The following is a 15,616-nucleotide window of genomic DNA, read 5'->3' as shown; positions in this document are numbered from 1 at the left end:
TTATCTTTCTGTTTGAATAATATTAGGATTATTGACCAATTCATCGGGTGGAATTGGATAGGTATATCTTGGGGAATTAGGTTCCAGGGTATAAGTTTGTCCATTTAACTCCCTTGATAAAGTCACCTTCGTTTGAGGGTCCTGATTTAAACGTCGCAGGTCAATCCACCTCATGCCTCTAAAGACAAGCTCCTTCCGCCTTTCCAGGAGCACATTTTTCAACACTTCATCTGGAGCTCCCACGCCATAAGGGATGTACTCTCCAATCTTATATCTTTTTACGAGCAGTGTGTTCAAATCATCAACAGCTGATTGCTGATTGCCTAATCTTGAACCACATTCTGCACGGATCAGATAAAGCTCATCGGTAGCGAAACCAAGGAAAGCCGAGGTCCCGGATCTTGAATAGGTACCTTTAAACACCAACCTGCCACTTAGCGGTCTGAAGTAGGCCATTTTACGGAGATCAGCAGTTTGATAAGCATCGTAAAATATAGAATCAACCGGGTACGGCCCGTAAGTTGAGGATGAGCAATCAAACATGACCTCCTTAATCCTGACACGAAATGGTACATTGGAGTTTAAATTCTTCTCATTATAATCCGTGAGGACACCATAGGTATTTAAACAGGTATTGGAATAATCAAAAGCCTGCTGATAGTTTTGCATCGTTAAATACATGCGGGAAAGAAAAGCGTACACCACTAAACGGGATGGTCTGTTTGGAATGGAGAAATCCAAAGAAAGCGGCAACAACTCTTTGGCCTCCAATAGGTCTTTTTCAATCTGCTGATAAACAGTTTTTACAGTCGAGCGTGGAAGCTTCTCTTCTAATTTTGTAGTCATTTTTAAAGGAATGCCCAATTCATGGGCTATCGTTTCAGGATTAAAGGGCATACCGTACACCTCCTCTAATAGATAAAAATAGAACGCCCTAAAAAACAAAGCACTTCCTTTAATCCGGTTATACTGCTGAATCTGGGAGGGATCAACTTTCAGCGCATTTAATCCTTCCAGCACTATATTGGCATAATAAATAGCCCGATACATGCTGATCCAATCCGTACCTGAGCTACCCTCAAAAATATCCTTGTTCCAGACATAGCTGGCACGAACTTTAGCATTTGCTGATTGCCACTCATCAAAGCCTATATGATAATCATCAGTGCCAATTTCCAGCAAATTTGGACCTACACCTTGGTTCATTACCTCCAGGTTGTCCAGTAATTTTTCATAATCACCTAAACTGGAAGGCACAGTTAATTTATTATTGGGTACTGCATCGAGATACTTTTTACATGCTGTACTCAGCAATACACAAATCGCTATTATTAATAGTTTAAAAGTTTTCATAAGTCTATTTTTAGTCCTAAGGCAATGGTTTTTGCCAATGGTATACTGCTATATTGTCCGGGAGTGGGAATCATGTCAGGATCTATCCCTGATTTATTGGCTTTCCAGATTATGCCCAGGTTATTGAGGTATACATAAATATGGGCGCTGTTGAACAGGGAGGTGTTTTTGAACTTACCATTTAAACTGTAAGCAATCTGAATGTCTTTTAACCTCAGATGGTCCCCTTTTTCCACCAGGGATTCTGAAAAACTATAGAACTCATCCCTTTCAGTCGAGTTAGGATAAATCAGGGAAGGAACAGATGTAATCCGCTCATCACCTGGTTTTTTCCAGCGTTTATCGAAATCAACATGCCCATATCCAAAACCATTCAACAGGTTGTCATAATTAACCGAAGACTTTCTAAAGAAGTAGCCCAGTTTATAGGTCAATAAAAAAGAAAGACTGAAGTTTTTATAGGTAAAAGCATTCTGCACACTCCCAAAAATGGTAGGCAACAAACTCCCATTATAAACCATATCCTCATGATTTGCAGAAAGCAGGATGGCACCATATTCCTTAGAAACTGCTCCATTTAAATACCCTATCGGGTCACCAGTCTGTGCATCCAGCCCCGCAGCGCGATAACTAAAAACCGGATAAACCGTTTTCCCTACAATTGGACTGCTGCCTCTGATGTAATCGGAGATCGTTGTCGGATTTACATTGTAAGCAGTCACCTTATCCCTGGCGGTGCTTAGCAATAAGGAAGTACTCCACTTAAAGGCATTGTCCATGTTTTTTGAATTTATCACGATGTCCACTCCCCTTCCTTTCATATTTGAGGTATTGCCCTTGAATACAGTAAGTCCAGTTGAAGGAGCCAATGAGGAGAAGCCCATCAGGTCAAAGCCCGATTTAAAATAATAGTCAAAGCTCCCGGATAACCTGTTATTGAATAAGGAGTAGTCCAGCGCCAGATTTAACATCCCTATTCGTTCCCAACGCAAGTCTGGGTTTGGAGAATTTTGGATGTATGAAGTAGGATTACCGTAAACATTATTAGTCAATTGCTGAGTGACCAGGTATGCGGCCACAGATTTATCTACATTTCCATTGTAGCCATAGGTTGCTCTGATCTTTAAATAATTCAGCCAGTTTACCTGATAAAACTTTTCATCGCTTAGGATCCAGCTCCCTCCTACCGACCATAATGGCACCCATTTCTGGTTACTGTTGACACCAATCAAGTTTGAAGCATCTTGTCTGGCACTAGCGGAAATGATATAGCGTTTCTTGTAGGTATAAGCAATATTGCCAAAGAAAGAAACGTAACGGTCAATCTTATTTTGTTCAAATGAACCATAAGGAATTTGCATACTGTTGCCCGTAACGTAATTCGGGAACAAACTCACATTGTCTACCGGACTGCCGTTTGTATGTTTTTTATCATACCCATAGATGATATCGTCACCTATTTTAGAAACCAAATCTTTGATTTCGGCCCCGGCTATGAAGTCTAGATTATTATTATCCCAGGCATTACTGTAATTAGCCTGTGCACGCAGGTTCTGGGACTTGTAATCTACTGAAGTACGATTCAGAATAGCGCCTAATGGGATGGGCCGTGTTACCACATCACCAGAAATGCTGCTGTACCGGTTTATTAAATTCCTGGTATAATAGCTATCAGGTGCATTTACATTATCAGCTTTGGAGTTCCCTCTTCCATAGAGGTATTTGAGATCAAAAGAGAGTTGTTTACTGAATTTATAGCGTGTGATAAAACTAGCCTGAACATCATTCTGAGTTGTTGTGTTATCAGATAGCGCAAGCTCATCCAAAGGCCTGTAATTCCAATCCAGCAATTTCCCTCCACCGGCAGTATCCAGATAAATCTGTCTGTATTTTGGAATGGAAAGGTGATTTCCCTGATCATCACTTAAGCGGGCATACGGATACAAGGTATTATAACTCCCATACTTAATACTTCCGGGAGAAATTCCATTATTTTGAACATTTGAATACATATACATTATACCGGTAGTGATCTCTAACTTATTGTTCAAAAAGGAATAAGTGTTATTTGCATTGAGCGTTAGACGTTCTAAACCGTTTCCTTTTAAGCTATTTAAGTTTTTATCCAGTCCAGCGGAGAGGTAATATTTTTGATTTTGCGTCCCTCCGTTTAGATTAAGGGCATACTGTTGATTAACGGGTTTTCGGTATAGGTACCTTTTAAAATCGTCCCGCGAGTCATGGTTAAACTTTGCGATCAAGGTATTCGCTTCCCCTTCTGTTATTTCATTATTCCTTTGGCGAATTAGAATTTCGACTATTGGCGTTAATGCCGGTTGATTGTACCCCCCTATCTGAGCATAAAACCCATTTGAAAACAGCAGTTTTTCCATTTCGATATACCCGGAAGTAGAGATATTAGGTACATAACTCAATTTCGGCAAACCCCCGATGGTAACATTGCTATTCAAGGAAACTTGAGTTTTTCCGTTGTAGCTTCCCTTTTTGGTTGTAATTACGATTACCCCATTTCCCGATCTGGCCCCCCAGATGGATGCTGCCGCAGCATCTTTCAGCAACGTTACATTCTCAATGTCATTGGGATTAATATTGTTGATGTCCCCATCATAGGGGAAATTATCTACCACAATTAAGGGCTGGGTATTGGCAAAAATGGTACTTCTTCCCCTGATACTAATTCCCAAATTGTTACCGGTTCCATCATTTTGCAACAGACCACTTGAAACACCAACCAGCCTGTCCATTATATTTGTTGAAACAGCACGATTGATCAGCTGATTATTGATTACGGTAAATGAACCAGTAGCCCGTTCTTTTGGAATCTCCTGGTATCCTGTGCTGACTATGGTCACTTCATCAAGTTTCCCTTCACTCAAGATCAGCCTAACCGCTCCAATATCTTTATTGGCAGTAATTTCTTTAGATTCATAGCCCAAATAGCTGATCACTAACACGGCTCTTTCCTCCACACTCTGCAAATAAAATTCTCCCTTTTCGCCAGTCACCACTCTCTTCTCTGTTCCTTTCACCTTCACTGTGGCTCCTACTAAAGGCAGGCCTTTCTCATCCACCACAATGCCACGCACATCAATACTAGCCCAGCGCTCAACCAGGCGCTCCAGAAAGGAAGGCACTTTCTTCTTAATGACCACCGTATTTTCTTCAATCGTATAAGTCAGATCAGTTTCTTTCACCAGGAAATCCATTACCTCATTCAATGGCGTATTTTGAAACTTTGTGTTTACTCTCGTGGACTTAAACTCCGAATTCTCCATCAGCACATAGTATCCTGTTTGCTTATGAATTTCTTTAAATACCCTTTCGATAGTGAGGTTATTCTCTTTCAGGATTACTTTTTGACCAAAAGTAGCGGCACTTACCTGCATTAGCGTAGTAATTAATATGAATACAGTTAGTTTCATAATTACAAGCAGTTTTATGATGTAGCCTGGCGGCATATCATATCTGGTAAAAATTATATACATTCGTACATCTGTTATGATGATTGCAAGTTTTTAGAAGGATGAGCAATCACCAGGTTACAAAATATTGTTAATTCAATGTTTTCAGGAAAGCAGATAGGAAAGGGTTTCGACGGCAAATCGGAGCCCTTTATTGTTGCTGTCTATGCTAAGGAATATCTTTCAGATTTTTCATATTTCGTTTAGTTAAGTTGATAATTTATTAAATCAATTGGAATTGATTAGTCCCTGTGGATGGTTAGTCCTATTTATTCTTTTTCTTAATTTTTATAGTTTTTCCCTCTATTGTAAATGATGCGACTTCAGTTCTGGAAAGCATATTCAATACCTTTGATATTTGCTCAAATCGGCCAATGCTTCCAAGGAATGTTTTTTCCTTAAGACCAGCATCTTCAAAAATCACTTCAACATCATACCAGCGGGCAACTTGTTTCATAATTTCAGATAAGGTTTCACCATTGTAAGTAAAGTAACCCTCTTTCCATGCGATAGCATCTTGTGCATCCACATCTCTTATTTTTATACCTATAGCAGAAAGCTCCGCTTGCTGATTAGGTTTGAGTATTTTACCATTTATATTTACACTTCCCTCCAATAGCGTTGTTCTAGCAATTACTTCATCTTTGTAGGCATTAACATTAAAATGCGTACCCAGTACTTCCACCTGCTGCCCCTTACTTTCCACAACAAAAGGATGTGCATTATCCCTGGCTATTTCAAAATAAGCCTCACCGTCAAGTCTTACTCTACGTTTCCCACGCTCTTTTAGGTTAGCAGAGTAAGTTAAACTTGAAGCGGCGTTTAACCATACCAAAGATCCATCCGGCAAACGCAACTTGTACGTTTCTCCTTTGGCAGTTGATAAGGTGTTGATTTTATTGAGGTCGTTATTAGTTTCCTTAATAGCATAGACAAGCTGCCCGTCTGCTGTTTTAGTGACAGTGATGCCAGCTTCTTGAGCAATTTCGCCATTTGCTGCATCAGCTAATTTGATCTTTTTACCGTTAGCTAATGTAAGGGTGGCACCTTGCTTGCCCGGATCAATATCATTGACATAAGCTGCAGATTGAACAGTCTCCTTTACCGACTGGTTCATATAAAAGAATACACCCACACCAATAGCAAGTATAATAGCAGCTGCTGCTGCAATACGAGGCCATAGCTGTTTAGTTTTAGTTGCTAGTGGAGTTTTAGAAATGATATGCTGGTAAATTTCTTCAGCTTTATACTGAGCAACTTCAGTCTCATAAACAACTGAGCTATTATCCCATTCCTTGTTAATAATAGATTTGATCAACCTCTCGGCTTCCGGTTCTAAAAGGGCAAGATAGAATTCTTCGACTTCGGTATCAGAAGCTGTTCTTTCATTGAACCTCTGGTATAAATATCTTAATCTGTTTTCATCCATATACAATTCCGGTGGGTGTTTATACCCCCTTTATTATATAAACCCCCAACCCCCAGGGATCGGGGGTATTGAAGATGAAAAAAATTATTTTTTAAGTAATCCAAAAATAACCAGCACAACTGCCACATCCGTATGTACCGAAACGTAAGTACGTACCGAGCGCAACGCCAGCTTCATATAACCTTGTACTGTATGAGCGGATAGATTGAGTTGTTTAGCTGCTTCCTCATATTTTAAGCCATCCTGCTGACAAAGTTGATAAACCACTTTTTGTTGAGGCGGTAACCTTTCAATTGCATCTTGCAAAACTCTTTTAGTTTCGCTCAGTATTATTTGCTCTTCCGTCTCATTGTGATAGTCTTTCCAGTTAAGCCCCCTGGAGATTGCAGTTTTTGCCACCAAAGCTTGCCTCCTCAAAACATTATAACTTAAATTTCGTGTCAGCGTTTTAAGATAAGCCTCTAAATTAGAGTCATCTTTTAATGTACCCACCGAAAGCCAGAGTTTAAGCATTACTTCCTGCATTACCTCTTCTGCATCCAATTCATCTCGTAGTACGTTCAATGCAACAGAATAGACTTTGTTACGGTAACGATTGTAAACAATATGAAAAACATCACGGTCTGCTGCCCTCAATAAGGGTAGAATTTCTGTATCCGTAAGGTTACCATACTTTTCCATATTATCGTTAGTTCAATTCAGTAAAAGTGTAGTGATTGATTATCACTAATTTAACAAAGTGTTACGACAATATTAATTAAAATGCAGCAATAAAGTATAATGCGTTCAGATAAAAATAAAAACCGGGAATAATATGATGATCATACAAGGCAAGCTATTAATTCTATTTAAAGATATTTTCTAATTAATGCATCAAAATTTACCAGTGTTTGTTGGTCTATCGGACGAACGGGACTAGAACTTATGATATTACCCTGTTTATCAATTAAAAGCATCTCAGGAACTCCACCATTATAATTATAAAACTTAAATATAGGGTGTCTTATACTTGATTCACCCAGCCAGAGATTAATTTCATTAGGAGAGGTATAAATGTTTAATCTCAAATCATCTATCCATTTTTGCCTATACGCATCTATGCTTATGTTTACAAATGCTATGTTTGGGTTGTTATGCAAGGGCTTCTTCCAGTCTTTCAAAAAGGCATGTAAGGCCTTGCAAGGTGAACATCCTGTCGAATAAAAGGTAGCAACTATAACTTTTCCTTTAAGGTCATTTAGTGTATACCGTTTTCCATTATCGCTTGCTAAATCAAATGCAAAAGCAGGATTCCCGCTACTTTTAGAACTTTGTAAGGCCTTAAGCATTTGAATACATTTGCTATCATGGATGCTGGAAATATTTGCATTTAAATAATCTATTGCTTTAGGAGACATCCTAAAGGACTCTAAATAAAACATTGTTAGTAGTTTATCCTTTAACAAGCCCGAATAATTTTTAAGGATCGAGTCATGAATAAACTTGAATTTTTTATTTCCATAATCTGTCCTGTCTTTATTTTCATAAATCCCCATTTGAAGCAGCATTTTTAAGATTTCAATATTATAAAAGCTATCAACGTAATGGGCAGAATTCCTTATTATAAAATCATCTGGTTTAAAATTGGCATACCTGGCATGATTACAAAAGTCATTGATATTTGAGTTATTAGTGTCAATTAATAGTTTATCCGTTTTATTTGCAAGTGCATAAAGTGCAGATCGTGATATTTGACAAATTGAGGATATAATTTTACTACGAAAATTGGTTCTGATTAGATTTACTGTTGTCGCATCTAATTGTTTACCATGTATTAAAAGAATGCTGTCAATTTTATTGTTATAAGATTCTTGTTGCTTTATTAGTGAAAAATTCCGATTTAATTTATTCATTGTCTGGATTACCTTTTGCATTTCAAACTGACAATTAAATAAACTGGAGTTTGAATCGTAATTAATAGCGCTGTTATGTAATTTAAAGGCTATAGAATCACCCGGCTTGATCAGATAGTTTTGATATAGTAAGTCATTTAATCCAAACTGAAACCTAAAATACATGAAATCAGAAGTGGGATTGATCTTTAGTGTAAAACTGTTAGCTTTAAAAGTTACAGGATGCCCACTCGTATAAGTTAAGTAATCTTCTCCAGTCCATGCCTGAATAATAGGTGTTCCTTTTATTTCATTAATTAAAGAATCATTAAGCGTTCCAGTAATCGTAATTTCTTTCCTTATTCTTTCCTGAGCACATAATGGAACAGTATAAATCAGGACGCAAAATATATTTATAAGAGTTATTCTTTTAAAGTATTTCATAATTTGGTTTTTTATCGTGCATTTTGTTCAATACCACTGTAAGCGATTTCATCATTTGGAATTGGATATATATAGCGAGGATCATTTGGCTCCAAAGTATAGGTCACCCCATTTAGTACACGGGTTAATTTAATATTAGCACCCTCTTTGTTATAACGTTTTAAATCTGACCATCGAAGTCCTGTACGTACCAATTCTTTTTTTCGTTCCGTTAAAACGATCTGGAGCACTTCGGCAGGGATAGTTCCTACACGAGGAATGAAACTATCTGTTTTGTATCTGTTAATTAACAAATCATTTAAGTACTTCAAAGCAATAGTAACGTTAGATCGTCTGGCAGCACATTCCGCTTTAATCAAATAAATTTCATTTGTGGCTAAACCCGTAAAATGATTTGCCCTCCCGCTGTATCCTCTACGTTTATAAACACGTCCGTTAGCATGGGTAACAAAAAAAACTGTTCTCCTCAAATCATTGTCATCATAGGAATCCAATAATTCAGTCCTTATCGTATACTGGCCAGTAGTGGTTGTAATCACTTCATTATAGCCATTTATCTGTGTAGATTGATAAATAGTTTCATCATTAAAAAAATTAAAGGGAGTCGTTACATTGGCTGTTACTGTATTGTAATCTATTAACTTTTTGTAAATTAACATACAACTATCAGCATAGCTTTCGGCTTTATTATAATCCCTCATACTCAAGTGTATTCTTGCCAGCAAAGCGAAAACGGCCGCCTTTGAAGGTTCGTTTCTAAAGTTAACAGACAAATCATTTGTTAATAATTCTTTTGACTGGATTAGGTCACTTAAAATCAATGCATAGGTATCCTTTAAATTACTTCTGGGCAAAAGATCGTCAATTCCCGGCTTCAATCTTAAAGGCAGCCCTTTATCGCTCTGAGCTGTCTGAGAATCATATGGCTTACAAAAATTGCCAACAAGGTCATAGTACGCAAATGCTCTTCCAAATAAAGCCCACCCTTTTGTACGCCTCCATTCACTACTCCCTACTTGTTCATCATTAGGAAGTGCTTCAAGAACGCTGTTTGAAAAGAATATTGCCTTGTATGGTCTATTCCAATCTTCAATTTTTAAATCGCTTCCATATAAGTCTTTAGACCAGATGTAAGAGTTTCGCGTTGTTTGCGCTTCAAAACTTAAATAAGTAGCATAGTCAGGAACATCAATTTCATCGGTTGAAGCAAATGGTAAAGACCCGGTTTGGTTAAAAACAGTCGTGTTATTTAATAAAAATTGATAGTCTGTAATACTTCTTAACAGAAGCAGACTTGTACTGGGTTTTGCTTCAAGAAAATCTTTTTTGCAGGAAGCAAAACCCACTAAACAAATGCATATCAATATTAAATTTCTATATTTTATATCGTTTGATTTCATCTTTTTAATATTAAAATGTAGCATTAAGACCAACTGAAATTGATTTAGCAGATGGGATCAATTGAGTGCCGGCATCAGGATCTATGCCTTTCTTATTTGCCCTCCAAAGTATTCCTATATTATTTACATAGCTGTAAGCTTCAAGGCTTTTAAAAGGCAGATATTTGGCTAGGTTGTTTGTTAATTTATAGCTAATCCTTATATCCTGCAATCTGATATGATCCCCTTTTTCTACCAGATCATCTGATCCTTGATACAAAATCCCTCTTAAACCATCTGCTGGATAGACCAGTGAAGGAATTCGGGTTCTCGATTCATCCCCAGGATTTTTCCATCTTAAGCCATAGTCTCCTTGCCTATAACTATAAACATCCCCAGTAAATACATTTGTTCTTTGGAAGTAATACCCCAGTTTAAATATAATATTTAGAGACAACGACCAATCTTTATAAAAAAAAGTATTTCTTATTGAGCCAAAAGATGTGGGAGTTCCAGATCCCATAAATTTAACATCATCTCGATTTAAAGAGTTATATATTGATGCATAATCTGTACTGGTTTCACCATCTAGATAGCCTAATGGATTTCCGGAATTATTCAATCCGGCATATTTAAATGCAAATACAGAATAGTAAGGATAACCAACCAAAGGATTTCGATAATTCTCAAAAACCAGATCTCCATTAATAGCTGGAAGTTTTTTGTATTCTGTCACTTTATCTCTGGAGTACGAATAGAGTGCGTTTATGTCCCATCTAAATTGCGCCACGGAAAGTGCTTTGATATTCGCTGTAAAATCAATTCCACGTGTTTGGGTATTGGCAGAATTACCTTTGAAAACTAAAACGCCTGTTTGAGGTGCTATGGGACTTTCACCAATCAAATCCTCACCATTTTTCACATAATAATCTATACTTCCTCTTAACCAATTTCCTTTTGTGGAAAAATCTAACCCAAAATTAATGTTCTTCACCTTTTCCCAACCCAAAGAAGGATTTGGAGGGTTAACTACCTGAGAAAAATCTGTACCAATTAAAGTCGATCCTGCAATCTGGGAAGTTAAATAAGCGGATAATGTTTTGTCCACATTGCCATTATATCCATAGGTTGCGCGAAGTTTGAGATCGGAAAAATAATCCAGATGATAAAAAGCTTCATTACTTATAATCCAACTTAGCCCAGCAGACCATAATGGTACACCTTTTTGATTCGATTTTACGCCAAAAATATTGGTTTCGTCCTTTCTGGCGCTTAGACTGAGAATGTATTTCCGATCATAACCATAAGAAGCATTTGCATAAAAAGATATAGCCCTGTCAATACTGCCAGATTGACTAGGTGAGGTACCTATCCTTTGGGTTAATGAAGTATTATAGTACAAAGGGTATGATTTTAAAGGATCGATTGTGCCGTTAACGTTACTTTTAGTTACAGGATCATAGCCATAATAGGTCTGATTGGTATTGTCTAACGAATAATCTTTAAATTCATACCCTGCGATGGCATTAACGTCATGTCTGCCTGCTATTTTTTTCTGAAAATTAAGTTGTAAGCGCATATACTGCGATCTATAATTATCCAGCCATTGGTTCACAATATCATTATGTGGGATAATCCTTGTCACCACCCCTGTAGCCTGATTTACAGAAGTAAAACGGTTAATCATATCCCTCGTATAATAACTGTTTTTTGAATTTGTCAAAGTTCTATCGGTAGAGCCTTCTTCATGTTGGTAATTTAGCTCAGCTTTAAGTGATGGTAAAACCTTATAAGAAATTCCCGTCAGCAACCGATAATTGATAGCATTGGTAACGTTATTGGGTGTTCTTTCATCCATAGGCCTATAATGCCAATCTAATAATTGGTCAGTTCCTAAAGCGTCAGTATAACCAACCCCTAATGTAGCTACATTTACAATTGCCAATGCATTTCCATTCTTATCAGCCAATTGATCGTACGGTGTATATGGCGTATAAACAGCACCTGCGATCATATTTTCTGATTTACTTTTCGTTAAGGTCAAGCCTGTAAACAGTTCTAGTTTATCCTTAAAAAAATTGAAAGTGTTATTAGCATTTATAGTATAGCGATTATAGTTATTTGCCACCTGGCTGTTGTTATTTCTGTCAAAGCCACCCGACAAATAGTATTTTTGGGTAGCGTTTCCACCACTTATATTTAAATTATACTGCTGACGGAATGGATTTCTGTAGAAATATTTATTCAAATCACGCTTTACATCATGTTGTTGGAGTTTTGATATTTCTTCATTGTATTGGTCTGTTGTTAATAGATTTTTTTTCAATTTATCCATTAATGTAACAGCCGGGGAAACGACAACGGTATTGTTCAATAAGGCATTTTTATATCTTCCTTTATCGTATAGAAACTTCTCTAGCTCTATATATTCACTGGAAGTCATCTGGTAAGGATACCACAAATCTGGTTTTTCTGTCACTGACAAATTAGAATTGAAATCTAAAATTGGCTTGCTGTCTCTTTTTCCTTTTTTGGTGGTCAAAACAATTACTCCATTTCCAGCTCTAACACCCCAAATAGATGCAGCAGCAGCATCTTTTAAAATAGTTACAGATTCTATATCATTCGGATTTATATTACTAAGGTCACCATCATAAGGAAAATTATCTAATACAATGAGGGGGTTAGGATTTGCAAATATGGTACTACGCCCGTGTATGGTTATATCGGATTTATTTGACCCATCAATGATACCCTTGTTAAAAATTACTCCACTGGCTATTCCGTCAATTCTGTCTAAAATATTTGTACTAACTCTACGATTTAGAAGTTCATTATCTAGTAAGGTAAAGCTACCAGTAGCTCTTTCTTTTGGGATATTTTGGTAACCTGTACTCACTACTTCTACCTCATCCAACTTACCTTCAACCAACTTTAGCCTAATCGTACCCAAATCTTTGGCTGCAGTCATTTCAATACTTTCATATCCCAGATAACTAATCACCAACACCACCTTCTCCTCAACATACTGCAAGTAAAACTCTCCTCTCCCATTGGTCACCACTTTCTTTTCCGTCCCTTTCACTTTCACCGTTGCCCCTACCAGTGGCGCTCCTTTCTCATCCACCACAATCCCCCGCACATCAATAGCAGTCAAGCGCTTAACCACCTTATCAAGAAAGGAAGGCTCTTTCGCTTTAATCACGATAGTACCTTGTTCAATAGTAAAATTTAAAGGTTGGTTTTCAAAACACAGCATAAGTGCATCTTTAAGATCTGCATCTTTAAGGTTAATACTTACTCTTTTTGCTTTTGCAATAACATCTTCCGTATATACAAAATTATACGCTGTTTGCTGTTTTACGGCGATCAACACCTGTTCTAAGGGTACATTTTTGAAGTGTAAACTTACCTTTTGAGCAAGTCCTGCTGCAGATACCTGCATCAGTGCCATGGTAATCATTATGATGGTTAGCCTCATAATTCGTACGAATTGATTGGGTAGCCATGCAACATGCAACAGCCCAATATGATCTAAAAATTTCATACTTTTGTTTTGGTTTGGTTGTTTAATTGAATTGTCTAAAGCACTTTTATTGGTTCCAAACCATCCGCCAGTCCCGACCGCGAATCGGGATTGGTTTTTTATAAGGAACCTTAATATAGATTATGAGATTTTGGTTCTTATTCCATTACAATGACCTTCCTTCCTTCTACTTTAAAATGAACTTTCCCTGTTATTTCAAGAATATGCAATATGGTTGACATACTTTTGAATCTAGATACCGAACCTGTAAACAGCGCATCTTTAAAGCCCGGATCGTATACAACCTCCACATCGTACCAGCGAGCAAGGTTACGCATGATATCCTTAAGACTTTGTTTATGAAATGCAAAAGACCCGTTTTTCCAGGCTATGGTTTGTTCTATGTTAGCAGTAAAAACATCAAGCTTGTCTCCATTTACAACTGCTTGCTGATTAGGCTTGAGGATTGTATTCCAATTCCCCTTTTCAGCTCCACCACCACCTCTCTGTCTTACATCCCTCTTTCCTCCAGAAGTTGATAGAGGAAGCAATGTAATCTGCACAGAACCTTCTAACAAAGTTGTTTTAATGCTTGCTTCATCCCCATATGCATTGACATTAAAATGTGTACCCAATACCTCCACCTCCTGCCCCTTACTTTCCACAATAAAAGGATGCTTTTTATCCTTAAAAATCTCGAAATACGCTTCACCGCTTAGTGTGACCCTTCGCTCTCCATGCTCATTTAGAGAGGTAGCATAGGTCAAACTTGAAGCGGCGTTCAGCCATACCAACGAGCCATCCGGCAAACGCACCCGGTAAGTTTCCCCTTTTGCAGTAGATAAAGTATTGATTTTATTTTCTCCAGCCTTAGCCTGATCTTTAACTTCATAAACCAACTGCCCATCAGCAGTTTTAGAAATACTCAGCCCCGCCTCTTTCGCCAGTTCCCCATTCACCGCATCAGACAAAGCAATCCGTTCACCACTAGCCAAAGTTAAAGTGGCACCACTTGATCCCGGAGCTACATCATTCACATAAACCATAGTTTGTACAACCTTGTTAGATTGATTATACAATAGCACTCCGGCACCAACAACTAAAACAATCGCCGCAGCAATACCGGTTCTTAGAAAACTGTATGTTCTTTTCTTTACTGGAATCACATCTTCTTCAATTACAGCAGAATCATCTTTGATCTTATCAAAAATCAAATCCCATCTCTCCTTATCATAAGGATTTAGTGAATCTGTCTCACTGAGTTCTGAATCCAAAGAAGAAAGTATTTCTTCATCAATCTTGTCCTGACCGATAAGACTGAATAGTTCACGCACTTCCTCTGGTGAGGCAGTACCCTCCAAATGTTTCCGAAAGAGTGATTTAACACGGGATGGATCAGTATTCATTTTCTTGATTTTTGTTGGGTCGAATATTTCTGCTTTTAAAGGATGTGATCTCCCAAAGGCAAAACAGGACTACTCAAAAAACCAACAAAAACATAACTAACTGTTATTCAGTAAGAAAAAAATTGAAACAGATAGCAGACTTGCTCTGTTATCCAAGAAACTGCGCACATGCCTTGAGGCATGAACCATTTGATTTTTAACCGTATTGCGGGAAATATTCAACCGTTCTGCAATCTGTTCGTGGGACAATCCCTCATTTCTGCTCAGCTCCCAAATCAGTTTTCTTTGTCCTGGCAATCCAGCAACTGCAAGCTCTATGATCTCGGCACTTTCCCGAAATATAACCCGCTCTTCGGTATCATTGCTAAATGTGGGGCTTGATGAGGTTAATTTATCCAATAACCTTGCGTCGTTTGCAATCTTTTTTAGATATTTTAAAGTTCTGTTCTTGGCAATGTTAAAAAGATAAGCTGTAGGATGCTCGACCTGTGCAAGCAAATGACGGTTAATCCAAAGCTGGACAAAAATATCCTGAATGATTTCTTCAGTAAGTTCTGGAAATTTAACGGTTTTTTGAACAAAAGGAGACAGACGTTTATTGTAATGGTGATAAATGATCTCAAAAGCCTTTTCATTCCCTTTCGCAAGTCCTGCAAAGAGTTCAGCCTCATTAATCAGTTTATGAATCGTTTTTCCCATTATGAATAATTCACTCTTTTATTTGTT

At 37.6% G+C, this 15,616-nt stretch carries 9 protein-coding genes; all 9 read right to left on the bottom strand.

Annotated elements, in window-relative coordinates; genetic code table 11:
• Complete coding sequence (locus B9A18_RS01360) at nt 1-1,353, bottom strand: RagB/SusD family nutrient uptake outer membrane protein (protein ID WP_084286871.1); 1,353 nt, start codon at nt 1,351-1,353, stop codon at nt 1-3.
• Nucleotides 1,350-4,859 carry a SusC/RagA family TonB-linked outer membrane protein gene (locus tag B9A18_RS01355; protein ID WP_084286870.1) on the bottom strand — a complete coding sequence of 1,170 codons (3,510 nt, stop codon included), beginning with the start codon at nt 4,857-4,859 and terminating at the stop codon, nt 1,350-1,352. The genes B9A18_RS01360 and B9A18_RS01355 overlap by 4 nt, the downstream gene beginning before the upstream one ends.
• A 241-nt stretch (nt 4,860-5,100) precedes the next feature.
• Nucleotides 5,101-6,264, bottom strand: coding sequence for a FecR family protein (locus B9A18_RS01350; RefSeq protein WP_084286869.1), 1,164 nt, complete (start codon nt 6,262-6,264; stop codon nt 5,101-5,103).
• An 84-nt stretch (nt 6,265-6,348) separates the two neighbouring features.
• Nucleotides 6,349-6,945: an RNA polymerase sigma factor gene (locus B9A18_RS01345; RefSeq protein WP_084286868.1), complete on the bottom strand. Its 597-nt coding sequence runs from the start codon at nt 6,943-6,945 to the stop codon at nt 6,349-6,351.
• A gap of 167 nt (nt 6,946-7,112) precedes the next feature.
• Nucleotides 7,113-8,579: a TlpA family protein disulfide reductase gene (locus B9A18_RS01340; RefSeq protein ID WP_084286867.1), complete on the bottom strand. Its 1,467-nt coding sequence runs from the start codon at nt 8,577-8,579 to the stop codon at nt 7,113-7,115.
• 11 nt (nt 8,580-8,590) lie between these two features.
• Nucleotides 8,591-9,979 (bottom strand): RagB/SusD family nutrient uptake outer membrane protein, encoded by a 1,389-nt coding sequence (locus B9A18_RS01335; RefSeq protein WP_159452570.1) that lies wholly within the window; start codon nt 9,977-9,979, stop codon nt 8,591-8,593.
• Nucleotides 9,980-9,989: 10 nt separating this feature from the next.
• Complete coding sequence (locus tag B9A18_RS01330; RefSeq protein WP_084286865.1) at nt 9,990-13,505, bottom strand: SusC/RagA family TonB-linked outer membrane protein; 3,516 nt, start codon at nt 13,503-13,505, stop codon at nt 9,990-9,992.
• 137 nt (nt 13,506-13,642) lie between these two features.
• Nucleotides 13,643-14,890: a FecR family protein gene (locus B9A18_RS01325; protein WP_084286864.1), complete on the bottom strand. Its 1,248-nt coding sequence runs from the start codon at nt 14,888-14,890 to the stop codon at nt 13,643-13,645.
• A 96-nt stretch (nt 14,891-14,986) separates the two neighbouring features.
• Nucleotides 14,987-15,589, bottom strand: a complete 603-nt coding sequence (locus tag B9A18_RS01320; protein WP_084286863.1) for an RNA polymerase sigma factor — start codon at nt 15,587-15,589, stop codon at nt 14,987-14,989.
• Between the last annotated feature and the right edge of the window lie 27 nt (nt 15,590-15,616).

Source organism: Pedobacter nyackensis (genome assembly GCF_900176505.1).
In the GTDB taxonomy this organism is placed as follows: Bacteria; Bacteroidota; Bacteroidia; order Sphingobacteriales; family Sphingobacteriaceae; genus Pedobacter; species Pedobacter nyackensis.
This window is presented reverse-complemented; position numbering and strand designations above follow the sequence as displayed.

Coding starts and splice junctions, on each gene's coding strand:
- B9A18_RS01325 (WP_084286864.1), bottom strand. CDS start 14,890: ATGAATACTGATCCATCCCGTGTTAAATCACTCTTTCGGAAACATTTG.
- B9A18_RS01330 (WP_084286865.1), bottom strand. CDS start 13,505: ATGAAATTTTTAGATCATATTGGGCTGTTGCATGTTGCATGGCTACCC.
- B9A18_RS01335 (WP_159452570.1), bottom strand. CDS start 9,979: ATGAAATCAAACGATATAAAATATAGAAATTTAATATTGATATGCATT.
- B9A18_RS01355 (WP_084286870.1), bottom strand. CDS start 4,859: ATGTATATAATTTTTACCAGATATGATATGCCGCCAGGCTACATCATA.
- B9A18_RS01340 (WP_084286867.1), bottom strand. CDS start 8,579: ATGAAATACTTTAAAAGAATAACTCTTATAAATATATTTTGCGTCCTG.
- B9A18_RS01360 (WP_084286871.1), bottom strand. CDS start 1,353: ATGAAAACTTTTAAACTATTAATAATAGCGATTTGTGTATTGCTGAGT.
- B9A18_RS01320 (WP_084286863.1), bottom strand. CDS start 15,589: ATGGGAAAAACGATTCATAAACTGATTAATGAGGCTGAACTCTTTGCA.
- B9A18_RS01345 (WP_084286868.1), bottom strand. CDS start 6,945: ATGGAAAAGTATGGTAACCTTACGGATACAGAAATTCTACCCTTATTG.
- B9A18_RS01350 (WP_084286869.1), bottom strand. CDS start 6,264: ATGGATGAAAACAGATTAAGATATTTATACCAGAGGTTCAATGAAAGA.